The 13,437-nt window shown below is 53.7% G+C and carries 17 protein-coding genes and 2 pseudogenes; 10 read left to right on the top strand and 9 right to left on the bottom strand.

The genetic code is table 11. From position 1 onward, the window contains the following. Positions 1 to 181: 181 nt before the first annotated feature. The 3 genes from CAGGBEG34_RS05610 to CAGGBEG34_RS11040 form a co-directional block, all read right to left on the bottom strand. Positions 182 to 667 (bottom strand): hypothetical protein, encoded by a 486-nt coding sequence (locus tag CAGGBEG34_RS05610; protein ID WP_006682830.1) that lies wholly within the window; start codon positions 665 to 667, stop codon positions 182 to 184. A gap of 281 nt (positions 668 to 948) precedes the next feature. Beyond that, positions 949 to 1,077 carry a LolA-like protein gene (locus CAGGBEG34_RS11945; RefSeq protein ID WP_275226150.1) on the bottom strand — a complete coding sequence of 43 codons (129 nt, stop codon included), beginning with the start codon at positions 1,075 to 1,077 and terminating at the stop codon, positions 949 to 951. Positions 1,078 to 1,106: 29 nt separating this feature from the next. After that, complete coding sequence (locus tag CAGGBEG34_RS11040) at positions 1,107 to 1,265, bottom strand: hypothetical protein (protein ID WP_158641808.1); 159 nt, start codon at positions 1,263 to 1,265, stop codon at positions 1,107 to 1,109. Between the two features lie 322 nt (positions 1,266 to 1,587). On the opposite strand from CAGGBEG34_RS11040, the gene CAGGBEG34_RS05605 reads away from it, so the two are divergent. Beyond that, positions 1,588 to 2,586, top strand: coding sequence for a class 1 fructose-bisphosphatase (locus CAGGBEG34_RS05605; protein ID WP_006682829.1), 999 nt, complete (start codon positions 1,588 to 1,590; stop codon positions 2,584 to 2,586). Between the two features lie 49 nt (positions 2,587 to 2,635). Here the strand turns inward: CAGGBEG34_RS05605 and CAGGBEG34_RS05600 are convergent. Continuing rightward, positions 2,636 to 2,821: pseudogene (locus tag CAGGBEG34_RS05600) on the bottom strand (DUF1289 domain-containing protein); the annotation flags it as partial. A 124-nt stretch (positions 2,822 to 2,945) separates the two neighbouring features. Here CAGGBEG34_RS05600 and CAGGBEG34_RS05595 point away from each other — a divergent pair. The 7 genes and pseudogenes from CAGGBEG34_RS05595 to CAGGBEG34_RS05565 all read left to right on the top strand — a co-directional run. Further along, positions 2,946 to 4,028 (top strand): annotated as a pseudogene (locus tag CAGGBEG34_RS05595) (polyamine ABC transporter substrate-binding protein); the annotation flags it as partial. A gap of 43 nt (positions 4,029 to 4,071) precedes the next feature. Continuing rightward, complete coding sequence (locus tag CAGGBEG34_RS05590) at positions 4,072 to 5,202, top strand: ABC transporter ATP-binding protein (RefSeq protein WP_006682827.1); 1,131 nt, start codon at positions 4,072 to 4,074, stop codon at positions 5,200 to 5,202. Between the two features lie 10 nt (positions 5,203 to 5,212). Beyond that, complete coding sequence (locus tag CAGGBEG34_RS05585; RefSeq protein ID WP_042688189.1) at positions 5,213 to 6,115, top strand: ABC transporter permease subunit; 903 nt, start codon at positions 5,213 to 5,215, stop codon at positions 6,113 to 6,115. A gap of 7 nt (positions 6,116 to 6,122) precedes the next feature. Continuing rightward, a complete protein-coding gene (locus CAGGBEG34_RS05580; RefSeq protein WP_042688199.1) occupies positions 6,123 to 6,941 on the top strand; it encodes an ABC transporter permease subunit in 819 nt (272 codons plus the stop codon). 212 nt (positions 6,942 to 7,153) lie between these two features. Continuing rightward, positions 7,154 to 7,402 (top strand): type II toxin-antitoxin system Phd/YefM family antitoxin, encoded by a 249-nt coding sequence (locus CAGGBEG34_RS05575; RefSeq protein WP_006682824.1) that lies wholly within the window; start codon positions 7,154 to 7,156, stop codon positions 7,400 to 7,402. Next, entirely contained in the window at positions 7,392 to 7,673 is a 282-nt protein-coding gene (locus CAGGBEG34_RS05570) for a type II toxin-antitoxin system RelE family toxin (RefSeq protein ID WP_006682823.1), read from the top strand. Before CAGGBEG34_RS05575 ends, CAGGBEG34_RS05570 begins: the two co-directional genes overlap by 11 nt. Before the next feature lie 137 nt (positions 7,674 to 7,810). Then, the gene (locus CAGGBEG34_RS05565; RefSeq protein ID WP_006682822.1) at positions 7,811 to 9,073 is read left to right on the top strand and encodes an MFS family transporter; all 1,263 of its coding nucleotides are present in this window, start codon (positions 7,811 to 7,813) and stop codon (positions 9,071 to 9,073) included. Here the strand turns inward: CAGGBEG34_RS05565 and CAGGBEG34_RS05560 are convergent. From CAGGBEG34_RS05560 to rpsF, 5 genes are all read right to left on the bottom strand, one after another. Beyond that, positions 9,058 to 10,455 (bottom strand): replicative DNA helicase, encoded by a 1,398-nt coding sequence (locus CAGGBEG34_RS05560; RefSeq protein ID WP_006682821.1) that lies wholly within the window; start codon positions 10,453 to 10,455, stop codon positions 9,058 to 9,060. The two genes, CAGGBEG34_RS05565 and CAGGBEG34_RS05560, sit on opposite strands and share 16 nt — an antisense overlap. Before the next feature lie 102 nt (positions 10,456 to 10,557). Further along, a complete protein-coding gene (rplI, locus tag CAGGBEG34_RS05555; protein WP_006682820.1) occupies positions 10,558 to 11,019 on the bottom strand; it encodes a 50S ribosomal protein L9 in 462 nt (153 codons plus the stop codon). A gap of 138 nt (positions 11,020 to 11,157) precedes the next feature. After that, positions 11,158 to 11,436: a 30S ribosomal protein S18 gene (rpsR, locus tag CAGGBEG34_RS05550; RefSeq protein WP_006682819.1), complete on the bottom strand. Its 279-nt coding sequence runs from the start codon at positions 11,434 to 11,436 to the stop codon at positions 11,158 to 11,160. 5 nt (positions 11,437 to 11,441) lie between these two features. Next, positions 11,442 to 11,744 carry a primosomal replication protein N gene (gene priB / locus CAGGBEG34_RS05545; RefSeq protein ID WP_006682818.1) on the bottom strand — a complete coding sequence of 101 codons (303 nt, stop codon included), beginning with the start codon at positions 11,742 to 11,744 and terminating at the stop codon, positions 11,442 to 11,444. Positions 11,745 to 11,747: 3 nt separating this feature from the next. Continuing rightward, on the bottom strand, positions 11,748 to 12,089 hold the full coding sequence (rpsF, locus tag CAGGBEG34_RS05540) for a 30S ribosomal protein S6 (RefSeq protein ID WP_006682817.1): 342 nt from the start codon (positions 12,087 to 12,089) through the stop codon (positions 11,748 to 11,750). 183 nt (positions 12,090 to 12,272) lie between these two features. On the opposite strand from rpsF, the gene CAGGBEG34_RS05535 reads away from it, so the two are divergent. Both CAGGBEG34_RS05535 and CAGGBEG34_RS11740 read left to right on the top strand, forming a co-directional pair. Continuing rightward, a complete protein-coding gene (locus CAGGBEG34_RS05535) occupies positions 12,273 to 13,070 on the top strand; it encodes an FAD-dependent oxidoreductase (protein WP_238984993.1) in 798 nt (265 codons plus the stop codon). Next, positions 13,067 to 13,288 (top strand): hypothetical protein, encoded by a 222-nt coding sequence (locus CAGGBEG34_RS11740; protein WP_238984992.1) that lies wholly within the window; start codon positions 13,067 to 13,069, stop codon positions 13,286 to 13,288. The genes CAGGBEG34_RS05535 and CAGGBEG34_RS11740 overlap by 4 nt, the downstream gene beginning before the upstream one ends. Positions 13,289 to 13,437 lie beyond the last annotated feature (149 nt).

Raw genomic sequence — 13,437 nt, 5'->3', positions numbered from 1 at the left:
CCGCATCGTATCAGGCAACCCCTGCCAAAATCAGATGCATACCTGAGCGCCTGTCCAAAAACGGACGATCTTTCGCTACAGTTTTTGACCAGATTTTGAAAATGACAAAAATGATCCGCCCTGATGAATGCCCGCTCACGCGCGGAATCTCACCGCTCTTTGCTCAAACTTGATCTGCGCGCTAGCGGGCGGTTTCCTGCGCGGGCAGAATCTCTATCGCTTGTCCTTTGGAATCGACGGATTGAACGCCCATCGATGAACGCCGCGTCATCCGCTCCGGACCAATCTGAACCGGAATCGATACGACGTGGCTTTGATCGTTCATTGTCATAAAGACGTTCAGGTAGAAACGCCCAGGACGCAGCGCGCGCAGCCGGACCGTGTCTGTGGCGGCGCCGTTCTGTTGCGTCACAATCCGGGTTTTGTCCGAAGATTCCAGCGCCAAGCCTTTATCTCCTTCATCGACGGTGTACATCACGTCCACCGTCTGCTTGCCGCGCGTCGTCTTGAATTCCAGTTCAAGCGCGGTGGTGCCCGCTTTCTTCAGATGGTTGCCGGAGAGGGCGTGCACATCCACCGGCGCATGCGTAGGCGTCGCCACCGTCAACGGCGTATACCCGCTGATACAGGCGATCCACAGTGCCGCTGCTTTCAGTTTCCATTTCATAGCGCGCCTCATGTCTATCTCATTGGGTTAAGGTAATGTCGAAGCATTTATCGTTTGTGTCCATCTCCGGCCAAGGCTCTTCTTGTCGCCGGTCCAGCCGGAGGCCGCATGCAGATCATGCACGCTATTGGCCGCCCCACTGTCAAATTCTGAACCATTCATCACATACTCAAGATGGGAAATGACCCGTATCATACGATTAGCAAAACCCTTCTGAAATAGGGTAATACACTGAAATTATGGTCAGCGCGCTTTAAAAATGTTTTAAGCGCTCTTATTCTCTATTCCTGTACGACATCGACGCCCGCTGGCCATTCAAAATGGAAGGCGCGCTCAGTCAGCGTTGGATTCTGTTCAAGCGCGCTCAAGGTCAACACGGTGACGTTGCCGAATACGTCGTGCAATTTCATCGACGCCGGCTGGCCGTTTCGAAAACCGATCAAAATCTCTTTTGATACGACGATTCGTCTATCTTTTTCGGCGTTATTTCAAGCCATTCAAGCCCATCGCGCGCGGCCAGCGGATGCAGCGCATACTCACGCAGACTACCCTCACAACTGATACGCCTTAGATCAGGCAGAATCTGAGCAGTATTCATAGGGTTCACCTCACCGATGTCTTTTCATTATTTAAGGTTAATTCTATTTAGTAAGGGGTTCTCTAGTGCATTCCATAATTAACTTTTGTCGTTAAAAGAATAAATGCCTGTTTATTTTGCCTCATGTGCCAAAATGCAAAGAGACCACTGTCTCGACACACAAAATTTCTGACAGGCTTGTATACTCCTCGCACTCCGCTTTTCACTGAAGCCCCTAATGGAGTAGACCCCGCCTCTCACTGCTGCCCAAAACAACAAACACAGATTTTATGAGCACCAGGCCGCCAGCACGGCGGTGCGAAATGCCTGATAAATTTCCGCAATGCACCTCACTCTCAGCCAATTCCTATCTGAAGCGCGGCGCGCACAGGGCGCTCCGGACGCCTGTCTGCAACAGTTGATTGAAACCGTTGCGGATGGATGCAGAACCATTGCTGCCCAGGTGAATCAAGGCGCGCTCGGTTGCACGCTTGGCAGCGCTGGGCAGGAAAATGTACAGGGCGAAATCCAGCAAAAACTGGACCTGATCGCCAATGAGATTCTGCTTGAAAAAGCAGCGGCCAGCGGCGCGCTCGCAGCAATCGCGTCCGAAGAAATGGCGCAGATTCATCTCATCCCGGACGGCGGCGCACAGCGCGCATATCTGCTGCTGTGCGACCCGCTCGACGGTTCCTCCAATATCGATGTGAATGTCTCTATCGGTACGATTTTCTCCGTACTGCGCTGCCCGCGCGGCGAACCGCTGACGGAACGCGCATTTTTGCAGCCAGGCGCGCAACAGGCAGCCGCCGGTTATGCTGTCTACGGCCCGCAAACGCTGTTTGTACTCACCACCGGCGAGGGCGTTCATGGTTTTACGCTGGATCGCGGTACAGGGTTATGGCGGCTTACGCATCCGGCGCTGCGTATTCCTGAGCAGACGCACGAATACGCGATCAATGCATCAAACACGCGGCACTGGTACGCGCCCGTGCAGCGTTATATCGACGAACTGATGGCCGGCAAAGACGGCGTGCGGCAAAAGGATTTCAATATGCGCTGGATCGCGTCGATGGTCGGCGATGTCCACCGGATTCTGATGCGGGGCGGCATTTTCATGTATCCGTCCGACCGTCGCGCGCCATTGCGACCGGGCAAATTACGCCTGATGTATGAAGCCAGCCCGATCGCGTGGCTCGTCGAACAGGCGGGCGGCGCGGCAACCAACGGTTATCAACGCATTCTCGAGCTTGTTCCCGGCCAGCTACACGAGAGAGTCGCGGTTTTTCTCGGCTCCAGACAGGAAGTGGAGCGCGTCACCCATTATCACCACGCCGTGTAGAGCATTTTTCAGCGTCCAGGTTTTCAAGGCGGCGCGCCAGACCGCGGCGCCTAAACCGCAGCGCCTTCCCTTCCCGCGCAATACGCGCCCATATCGCGCGCTTTTCCTCAGCGCTAAAAAACACCCAATTCGAGACTTCAAACGCGGTCCGGCCGCAGCCTCTGCATACCTCGTCAAAGAGCGCCGAACATACGCCAATGCAAGGACTATCCGGAAGATCATAAAGATTGGACATAGACTTGTTTAGATCGCGTATCATTCGCGCTTTTTAACGGCAGACAAAGGAGGTCAATAATATGATTCGCATCATCTCTGGCCAACGGGGCTTGTTCTTTTCAACCCTGCAGATTATCCGCAGAATGGCGCTCTTGAGTCTGGCAAGCGCCTCATTATGGGGCGCTGCGCCTCAGGCCCATGCAAAAGAGTCATATCTCAATATTTATAACTGGTCGGATTATATTGCCGAGCACACCATTTCCGATTTTGAAAAACAGACGGGCATCAAGATCAATTATGACGTGTTTGACAGCAATGACACCTTGAATGCCAAACTGCTGACTGGCCATTCAGGTTATGACATTGTCGTGCCAACCACGAATTATGGGGGCCGCCAACTCGCCGCCGGCCTGTTTGCGCCGCTCGACAAATCGAAGCTGCCGAACCTGAAGCATCTCGATCCGAATTTGATGGCGCTGATCGCAGACGCCGATCCGGGTAACCGTCACTTCGTTCCGTGGGCCTATCAGACGACTGGCTTGGGCTATAACCTGACTCAAGTCAAGAAAATTCTCGGCCCGAAGGTCGATCTCGCGCGCTGGGATATTTTCTTCAAACCTGAAACTATGTCGAAGCTGAAAAGCTGCGGAATTTCAATGCTCGACGCGCCCGATCAGGGCTTTTCGGTGGCGCTGCATTATCTTGGCCTGCCGCCCGACAGCCACAATCCGGAAGACTATCAGCGCGCGCTCACCCTGCTCAAAAAAATCCGTCCCTTTATCACCTCGTTTAACTCATCGGCCTATATCAACGAGCTGGTCGGTGGGGATATCTGTCTTGCATTTGGCTGGTCTAACGACATCAAGATTGCGAAGCAGCGCACGCTCGAAGCCAAAAAACCCTATCAGATTGAATATGTGATTCCAAAAAGCGGCGCGCCCATCTTCTTTGATGTGATGGCAATTCCAAAGGACGCGAAAAACAAAGATGCGGCGCACCAATGGATCAATTACATTGAAACGCCGCAAGTGCATGCTGCAATTACGAACACCATCTTCGCCGCAAGCGCCAATACCGCTGCTCAACAGTATGTGGACAAAAGCATTGCCAACGATACGGCGGTCCATCCTTCCGCCGAGGCGATCCGCTCGTTCTTTCTGCTCAAGCCAATGCCGCCTGAAATCATGCGTTTGATGACGCGGCTGTGGACTGAATTTAAAACGGGTACGATTAGGGTCGGTTCAAGGTGTCATAAAAGGTCGTTAAGGGATGAACGCAAACGCGAATGTATGGCTGAATCCGCAGGACGCAACCAACGATTTTGTGCAGGTGATCGATGTCGTCAAGCAGTTTGGCGCGACGACCGCCATTTCGCATGTCCATCTATCGATCCGCAAAAAGGAAATTTTTGCGCTGCTGGGCAGTTCAGGCTGCGGAAAATCGACCCTGTTGCGCATTCTGGCCGGCTTTGAGACGGCGACCTCAGGCCGGATTCTGATTGACGGGGAGCATATTGCGAAGCTCCCGCCGTACCGGCGGCCGGTCAATATGATGTTTCAGTCCTATGCGCTTTTTCCGCATATGACGGCCGAAGCCAATATTGCATTCGGGCTGAAACAGGAAAAAAGGAGCAAGGCGGAGATTCGCGAGCGCGTTGCCAGCGCGCTCGACCTGGTGCAGATGGGCCGCTTTGCAAACCGTAAGCCGCATCAATTGTCCGGCGGACAGCAGCAGCGCGTGGCGCTCGCGCGCAGTCTGGTCAAGCGTCCGAAACTGCTGTTGCTGGACGAACCGATGTCGGCGCTGGACAAGCAAATCCGGCAGCGCACCCAACTGGAATTGATCGATATTCTGGAGCAGGTCGGCGTCACGTGCATGATGGTGACGCACGATCAGGAAGAAGCGATGGTGATGGCGGACCGGATTGCGGTGATGACCGAAGGGCGCATTGTGCAGATCGGCACGCCGCATGAAGTCTATGAAAATCCCAATAGCCGTTTCTGCGCCGAATTTATCGGCTCGACCAATTTGTTCTCCGGCAAAATTATCGAAGACGAAGCCGACCATGTGCTGATTGAAAGTCCGGCGCTCTCTCGCCGTCTGTATATCGACCACGGCGTGACTGAACAATTGGGCATGGAAGTCATCATTTCGCTGCGTCCGGAACGCGTTGCGGTGAGCTGGACGCCGCCCGCGCGGGATTACAACTGGGATCATGGCAAGGTGGACCATATCGCCTATCGCGGCGACTATACGCTCTACCACATTGTGCTGGACTCCGGGAAAAAGGTCGCTGCCAATGTGTCCAGTCTCGCCTTATCCGAGATGCGGCCGCCGACCTGGGACGAACAGGTATTTGTCAGTTGGAGTCCGGATTCGGGCGTTGTGTTGGCTCAATAGGGCGCGCATCATGAGAGCGTTCATTCAGCGCCTGATGCCATCCGGCCGCACGCTGGTCATCGCCGGGCCCTATCTTTGGCTGCTGCTCTTCTTCTTTGCGCCTTTTCTGCTGGTCCTCAAAATCAGTTTCGCCAGTCTGCAATTCGGCGTTCCGCCCTATACCCGTCTGAGCGCCCTGAAAGACAGCGTACTGCATATCACGCTGAACTTATCCAATTATGTATTTCTGGCGGCGGACAGTCTGTATCTCGCGACCTATCTCAATTCATTAAAAGTGGCGTTTATGTCAACGCTGCTGTGCGCGCTGATGGGCTACCCGATGGCGTATTACATCGCGCGCTCGAACCCGCGCACCCGGAATTTATTGATGATGGGCATCATGCTGCCCTTCTGGACTTCATTTTTGATCCGCATCTATGCCTGGATCGGCATTCTGAAAAACAATGGCTTGCTCAACGATGTATTGCTGTGGGCGGGTTTAATCGATACGCCCGTCGAACTGTACCGTACCGATATCGCCGTGTATATCGGCATGGTCTACTCATATTTGCCCTTCTTTGTGATGCCGCTCTATGCGCATCTCGTCAAAATGGATTTAAGGCTGCTTGAAGCGGCGTACGATCTGGGCGCGCGGCCCTGGAAAACTTTTATTCAAGTGACATTGCCGCTGTCAAAAAACGGCGTGATTGCCGGCGGTCTGCTCGTCTTTATCCCGGCGGTTGGCGAATATGTGATTCCTGAACTGCTCGGCAGCGCGGATACGCTGATGATTGGCCGAGTGATGTGGAATGAGTTCTTTAATAATGCGGACTGGCCAATGGCGGCCGCGGTAACCTGCGCAATGGCGCTGTTGCTGCTGGCGCCAATGGCTATACTTCAGTACTCACAAGCTAAGGAACTGAACCGGGGCTAAAGCGATGATCAGACCAAACCGTTCGCTGCGTCTGACTGCATTGGGCATTGGTTTTTTCTTTCTCTATGCGCCGATCATCAGCCTGATGGCGTATTCGTTCAACGAGTCGCAACTGGTGACCGTATGGACGCGGTTTTCACTGAAATGGTACAAGGCGCTCTTCCACGACCAGGAACTGCTCGACGCTGCCTGGCTGTCGTTGCGCATTGCGATGATGACCGCATTCGCCTCGGCGGCGCTTGGCACCTGGGGCGGTTTTGTACTGGCGCGGATGGGGCGTTTCCGCGGCTTTGCCTTATATAGCGCGATGATCAATGCGCCGCTCGTGATTCCGGAAGTGATGCAGGGTATTTCCTTGCTGCTGCTTTTTGTCGCGCTTGGCAACTGGATCGGCTGGCCCGCCGGACGCGGCATGCTGACCGTTTGGATCGGTCATGTGATGCTGTGCATTTCCTATGTCGCCATTATTGTGCAATCACGGCTGCGCGATTTAAATCCGGCGCTTGAAGAAGCCGCGCTTGATTTAGGCGCTGCGCCTGTGAAGGTTTTTTTCACCGTCACGCTGCCGCTGATTTCTCAGGCGCTGATTGCAGGCTGGCTGCTGTCCTTTACGCTCTCGATTGACGATCTGGTGCTGTCTGCCTTCCTGTCCGGTCCAGGCTCGACGACCCTGCCGCTGGTCGTATTCTCCCGCGTGCGCCTCGGCCTGAAACCGGAAATCAATGCGCTCGCTACACTATTTATTGTCGTGATTACGTTTGGTATTATTTTGATGAATCAAGCGATGCAAGCGCAGGAACGGCGCCGCATGATGCCTGGCTTTTAAGCGAGGTCGTCTGCATTCAATCCAGTCAGCGGCGTTGTACTTTCCATTATGTCGCTATGGGCAATATTGCTTGTATTTCCAAGTGGCTCGCTTAATTGAGAACACGGCCTAAGGCATTTCTTGAATAGAGACATCAGATGCATTGTCGAACAATGCTATATGGTACTCTATAAAAACTTTTAAAAACATAATTATAGTGTTGGAGAAAATTCATGGCAAATATAATTTTGTCAGAAACGACCGCCAGTATTTCCGAGCTGAAAAAGAACCCTATGGGTACCGTCGCTGCTGGGGAAGGTGCTCCAGTCGCCATTCTTAATCGAAATCAAACGGCTTTTTACTGCATTCCGCCCAAAGTCTATGAAGCCTTGATAGATCGGCTAGAAGACATTGAGCTAAATGCCATCGCCGATGCACGCAAGGATCAACCTGAAATTCCGGTTAAGCTCGATGAGCTATAATTTTAAATTCAAGGAAGAAGCGCTCAAGGAGTGGAGCAAGCTGGACAGCCGCTTACGCGACCAGATCAAGAAAAAACTGCAGGAACGGTTAATTCATCCACGAGTACCAGCCTCGAAGCTATCAGGCCAGAAGGATAGATACAAAATCAAACTCCGCCATGTCGGCTACCGCTTAGTGTATGAAGTCCGCGATAACGAGCGAGCGGTGGTCGTCGTTGCCATAGGAAAGCGTGAGCGTAACGCTGTCTATAAGATGGCGGCAAAACGCTAAATGAACTTTTCTTCCGAAGTGATGAAATGATTCTATAATTTTGAACGTATGTGATGTACATAAATATGCCTTTTCCGCGTTTGGCATCGGACTTGGCTTTGAGCGCTTAAGCGGTGACAATAAAAAACCCCTTGAAGATGAATCAGCAGCGGCGCATCTTTGCGATTGTCGGCGCATCCTCAGGCAATCTTGTCGAATGGTTCGACTTCTATATTTACGCATTTTGCGCGCTCTATTTTGCACCGGCCTTCTTTCCAGAGGGCGATTTAACCGCCCAACTGATGAAAACCGCGGGCGTATTTGCGGCGGGTTTTCTGATGCGGCCGATAGGCGGCTGGTTATTTGGCCGTCTTGCGGACCGGCGCGGCCGTTACGCCGCGATGATGCTTTCAGTGTTGATCATGTGCGGCGGCTCTCTGGTGATTGCGCTTCTGCCGGATTACGCGCATATTGGAAATGCCGCGCCCGCTCTGCTGCTCGTTGCGCGCTTATGCCAAGGACTCTCCGTTGGAGGGGAATACGGAGTCAGCGCAGCGTATATGAGCGAGGTCGCATTGGCAGGCCGGCGCGGGTTTTTTGCCTCGTTTCAGTATATGACGCTGATTGGCGGACAATTGCTTGCGCTGCTGGTCATTGTATTTCTGCAACTCTGCTTATCCGAGACCCAATTAAAAGCATGGGGATGGCGCATACCGTTCGCGATCGGCGCGCTTGCCGCGCTGATTTCATTACTGCTGCGCCGTTCATTGAGCGAGACGGTCTCTGCGCGGCTCCGACAGCGCAAGGAAACGGGAACGCTGCGCGGCTTACTCCAGCATAAACGCGCTTTATTCACTGTGCTGGGTTTTACGGCCAACGGCTCGCTGTGCTTTTATACGTTCACCACCTATATGCAGAAGTATCTGGTGAATACCGCTGGGATGTCCGCCCAGTCTGCCAGCGTGATCATGACCGTTGCGCTTCTTGCCGCAATGTTATTGCAACCCATATTTGGCGCGCTCTCTGACCGGATTGGCCGGCGGATGTCGATGATTGTCTTCAGCGCATTGGCGACCCTGTGTACAGCGCCTATTCTGTATACCTTAAAAAGCGTGTCGAATCCCTATGCAGCGTTCGGCATTGTGATGATTGCGCTGGCGATCCTCAGTCTGTATACCTCGATTAGCGGCCTGTTGAAAGCGGAGCTATTTCCAGCCGCAGTGCGCGCGCTCGGCGTGGGTTTGCCATACGCGGTTGCAAACGCGGCCTTCGGCGGAACCGCCGAATATATCGCGCTGTGGATGAAATCTCGCGGCGTTGAATCGAGCTTTTACTGGTACGTCACGGTATTATGCTTGATGAGCTTGCTGATCGCGTGGCGGATGCCCGATCCGCAGCGTTGCGGTTATTTGAGAGATTGAGCGTCACTATATATTGGCTCGCCCGCAAAATTGTCGAATTTTGTGTATTGACCCAAAAAGGTCAGCCGCGCGACGCCGGTCGGGCCATTGCGCTGCTTGCCAATGCCGATCTCGGCAATGCCTTTGTCCGGACTGTCAGGGTTATAGACTTCATCGCGGTAGATAAAGAAAATCACATCGGCGTCCTGCTCGATGGCGCCGGATTCGCGCAAATCGGCCATCATCGGACGTTTATTGGGGCGTTGTTCGAGGCTGCGATTCAATTGCGAAAGCGCAATCACCGGCACATTCAGCTCTTTTGCCAGACTCTTCAGCGCGCGCGAAATCTCGGAAATTTCAGTCGCGCGGTTTTCACCGGTCGATGCCGCCGACATCAGTTGCAGATAATCGACAATGATCAAACCCAATTGCCCGCACTGACGCGACAAGCGCCGCGCGCGGGCGCGCAGTTCAAGCGGATTGAGGGCCGCCTGCTCATCGACAAAAATCTGCGCCTCGCTCATTCTCCGCACCGCATGCGTGAGCTTTCGCCAGTCTTCATCGCTCAGTTTGCCCGTCCTTAAGCGGTGCGCGTCCAGCCGCCCCACCGAGCCCAGCATGCGCAACGCCAGTTGCGTTCCGGGCATTTCCATCGAAAATACCGCAATCGGCAATCCGTACTCAATCGCAACGTATTCGCCCATATTCATCGCCAGCGAAGTCTTGCCCATCGATGGACGGCCTGCGACAATAATCAATTCGCCGCCGTGCAGGCCCGATGTCATCCGGTCCAGATCAATAAAACCGGTCGGCGTGCCCGTCACATCGGTCGGGTTTTCCTGATGATAGAGCGTATCGATACGCTCGACGACCTGCGTCAATAAGGGTTTGATTTCGACGAAACCCTGAGAGCTGTGCGCGCCCTCTTCGGCGATTGCAAATACCTTCGATTCCGCTTCATCAAGCAACTGGCGCACTTCCCTGCCTTGCGGATTCAATGCGTCGCCCGCAATCTCATCCGCGACGGTGACGAGTTTGCGCAATACCGCGCGGTCCCGAACAATCTCTGCATAGCGGCGGATATTGGCCGCGCCGGGCGTGTTTTGCGCAAGCGCATTGAGGTAGGCCAAATCCCCCGCCTCGCTGGCTTTGCCTGATGAGCTCAGAGATTCAAATACGGTAATCACGTCCGCTGGACGCGAAGCCGCAATCAATTTGCCGATATGCTGGAAAATCAGCCGGTGGTCATATCGGTAAAAAGCGCTTTCTTGCAAAAAATCGGCGATGCGGTCCCATGCGCTATTGTCGAGCAGCAAACCGCCGAGCACCGATTGCTCCGCTTCGATCGAATGCGGCGGCACTTTGAGCGATTCGACCTGGATATCCTGAGAAGGCGCGTTCATATATGCTCAATGTTCTATTTTATTTATGAGCTTTATTTTGTGAGCATTTATGAATTGGATCCATCCGTAAAGATAAAAGGGGAATGGATGCGCTTTTTATTGCTAGGCAGACTCCCCTAACACGGACACCACAATCTCCACCGCCACATCCGTATGCAATCCAATCTGCACCGGATAATCGCCGATCCGCTTGAACGGCCCCTCCGGCATCCGGATTTGCGTTTTTGCGATATCATGGTTCTGCGCTTTCAAAGCCTGTGCAATATCCTGATTTGTCACCGAACCAAACAGGCGTCCATCGACGCCAGATTTCTGAGTGATCTGCAGCGTCAGCCCGGCTAATTTTTCGCCCAACTGTTGCGCATCGGCCAGCTTTTCCGCGGCGATTCTTTCAAGCTCCGCGCGCCGCGCTTCAAATTCCTGAATGGCAGCGGGCGTGGCGCGGCACGCCTTTTTAAACGGAATCAAAAAGTTGCGCGCATAGCCTTTTTTCACTTTGACCAGACTGCCCAGCGCGCCCAGTTTAGACACTTTTTCGAGCAAAATCACTTGCGTGTGAGGCATTTAAATCTCTCCTTGTGGCTTCCGAGCGCCGCCCGACGCAGGCTCACAGGCGCTCATGGTAGGTTCTAGAGCATTTTTCAGTGAGATTGCCACTGGCGCGAGCGCGAAGCGACACAGGGCAAGCCACTGAAAAATGCTCTAAGCAGCGTGCAGATCAGTATACGGCACTAACGCAAGAAAACGCGCCCGTTTAATCGCCTGGTCCAGCTGCCGCTGATAATGCGCCTTTGTTCCAGTCAGACGCGCCGGCATAATTTTCCCATTCTCGCCCAGCAACTCTTTTAAGGTTTCAACATCCTTGTAATCAATCCTCTGGACGCCCGCCACCGTAAAACGGCAGAATTTCTTCCGTTTAAACAGCGGATTCTGTTGTGTGCGGCGGCGCTCAAATTTTTTCTTGCCTGCAAAGCGGGCCATATCTTCTACTCTCCTTGAATGATGTTGAACTCAGTCACATGAAATATCCACGCGCGCGCGCGGCGTTTGCGCGGCGCAATAAAGCCGGTAAACAAAAAGGGCTGATTGAGCGCGCACCGCTCAAGCGCGCCGCTCAACTCTCCTGCCGCAATTGCGGGAATATTCATGTCAATCTGGCGTGGAATACCTGCTTCCGCAACCTGTGAACAATGATGCAATAAACAATTGACAACCGGCATTCCCGCAGGGGTATACCGCACCGGCGCGCGTTCAACAATACGGCCTTCGAAAACCCATCGATTTGTCATCCGCTATGCATTCGAGCGCGGCGCGTCCTTATCCCTCATCATCGGCGAAGGGCCCGTTTCAGCCTGTTTCATTCTGACGGTCAGATGACGCAGCACCGCATCGTTAAATTTGAACGCCTGCTCAAGTTCATTCAGTGTCTGCTGGTCACATTCAATATTGATGCAGACATAATGCGCTTTCACGAGTTTCTCGATGGGATAAGCCAACTGGCGGCGTCCCCAGTCTTCAATCCGGTGCACGCGCCCGTTGTGCGCAATCACCGTGGCTTTATACCGCTCGACCATCGCGCCAATCTGCTCACTTTGGTCCGGATGCACAATAAAGACGATTTCATAATGGCGCATGCGCGCTCCTTCCTTATGGGATAGACCGCCCGACAGCGCAACCGCGCCGGTGCGGCAAGGCAAATTCTATCATTGTATCCAGAAATGCACCTCCGGGTAAATGAGAAGTGCTTCTAGGTAAATAAGGACTTGATCGGTACAATGCTGGCCTTTTTTTCAAACTTGTATCAGAACAAACGGGCAATGACCGCCGCGCGCAATAGTGCGCAGGATGCGCCCGTAGATGCACTTGTGATTGGAGGCGGTTTTTACGGCGCTGCGATTGCGGTTTATCTTGCCAGGCAGCGCGGACTCAAGCGCGTCCTCCTGGTCGAGCGGGAAGCCGCATTACTTGCCCGCGCTTCCCATCGCAATCAGGCGCGCGTTCATAACGGCTATCATTATCCGCGCAGTTTGACCACCGCGTACCGGAGCCGGGTGAATTCTCCGAAATTTGTTCAGCGCTGGCCGCAGGCGATTCAACGGGACTTCACCGCGCTCTACGCGATTGCGCGCCGTAATTCCAAAGTCACCGCCAGGCAGTTTGAGCGTTTTTGCCGCGATATTGGCGCTCCTATTCAACCGGCGGACGCTGCGCTGTGCGCACTTTTTGAACCGCGTCTGATCGAAAATGTCTTCCTGGTTGAAGAGTATGCATTTGACGCTACCCGGCTTGCACAGCAGGTGAAGCGCGAGCTTCATCAGGCAGGCGCGCTGATTCAGCTTGAAACGCGGGCAATGGCGGTTTTCCGGGGAGGCAACCGCCGGTTGCGCGTCGTTCTGCAAACAGGAAACAGAGACGAGCGCGCTGTGGATTGCGCCTATGTGTTTAACTGCGCTTACAGCGGCCTTAACCAGTTGAAAGGAGATTTTCCCGGCGCAGGCTCCATACCCTGTCACATGTTCGATATACGCCGCATGTGCACTGGACGGATGAAGCCGGCATTGACCCTTATCAGGCGCTTGACCGTTATGAGCGGGCAACGCGCATCGACCGTATGATCCGGGATGCGGGCCGCTATCTTCCGGCGGTACGGGATGTGGAATATACCGGTTCCCTGTTTGAGATCAAGACGGTCTTAATGAAAAATGAGGCGGACGACGGCCGGCCGATTCTGTTTGAAAAATATCCGGAATTGCCGGGATGCTTCTCGATCTTGGGCGGGAAGATGGACAATATTGATGATGTGCTTGAAAAGCTGGATGCAGAAATGCAATGACGAACGCATTGATCGGATTCACCGGATTCGTTGGCAGCACGCTGCTTCAGCAAGCGCGTTTTGAGGCGCTTTACCGTTCAACGAATATTGGAGAGATTGAAAACAAAGCCTTTGATATCGTGGTTTGCGCAGGCGCGCAGGCTCAAAAG

This window comes from Candidatus Glomeribacter gigasporarum BEG34 (assembly GCF_000227585.1).
Lineage (GTDB): Bacteria > Pseudomonadota > Gammaproteobacteria > Burkholderiales > Burkholderiaceae > Glomeribacter > Glomeribacter gigasporarum_B.
The sequence above is the reverse complement of the archived record's forward strand: the minus strand, read 5'-3'. Positions and strand labels throughout refer to the sequence as shown.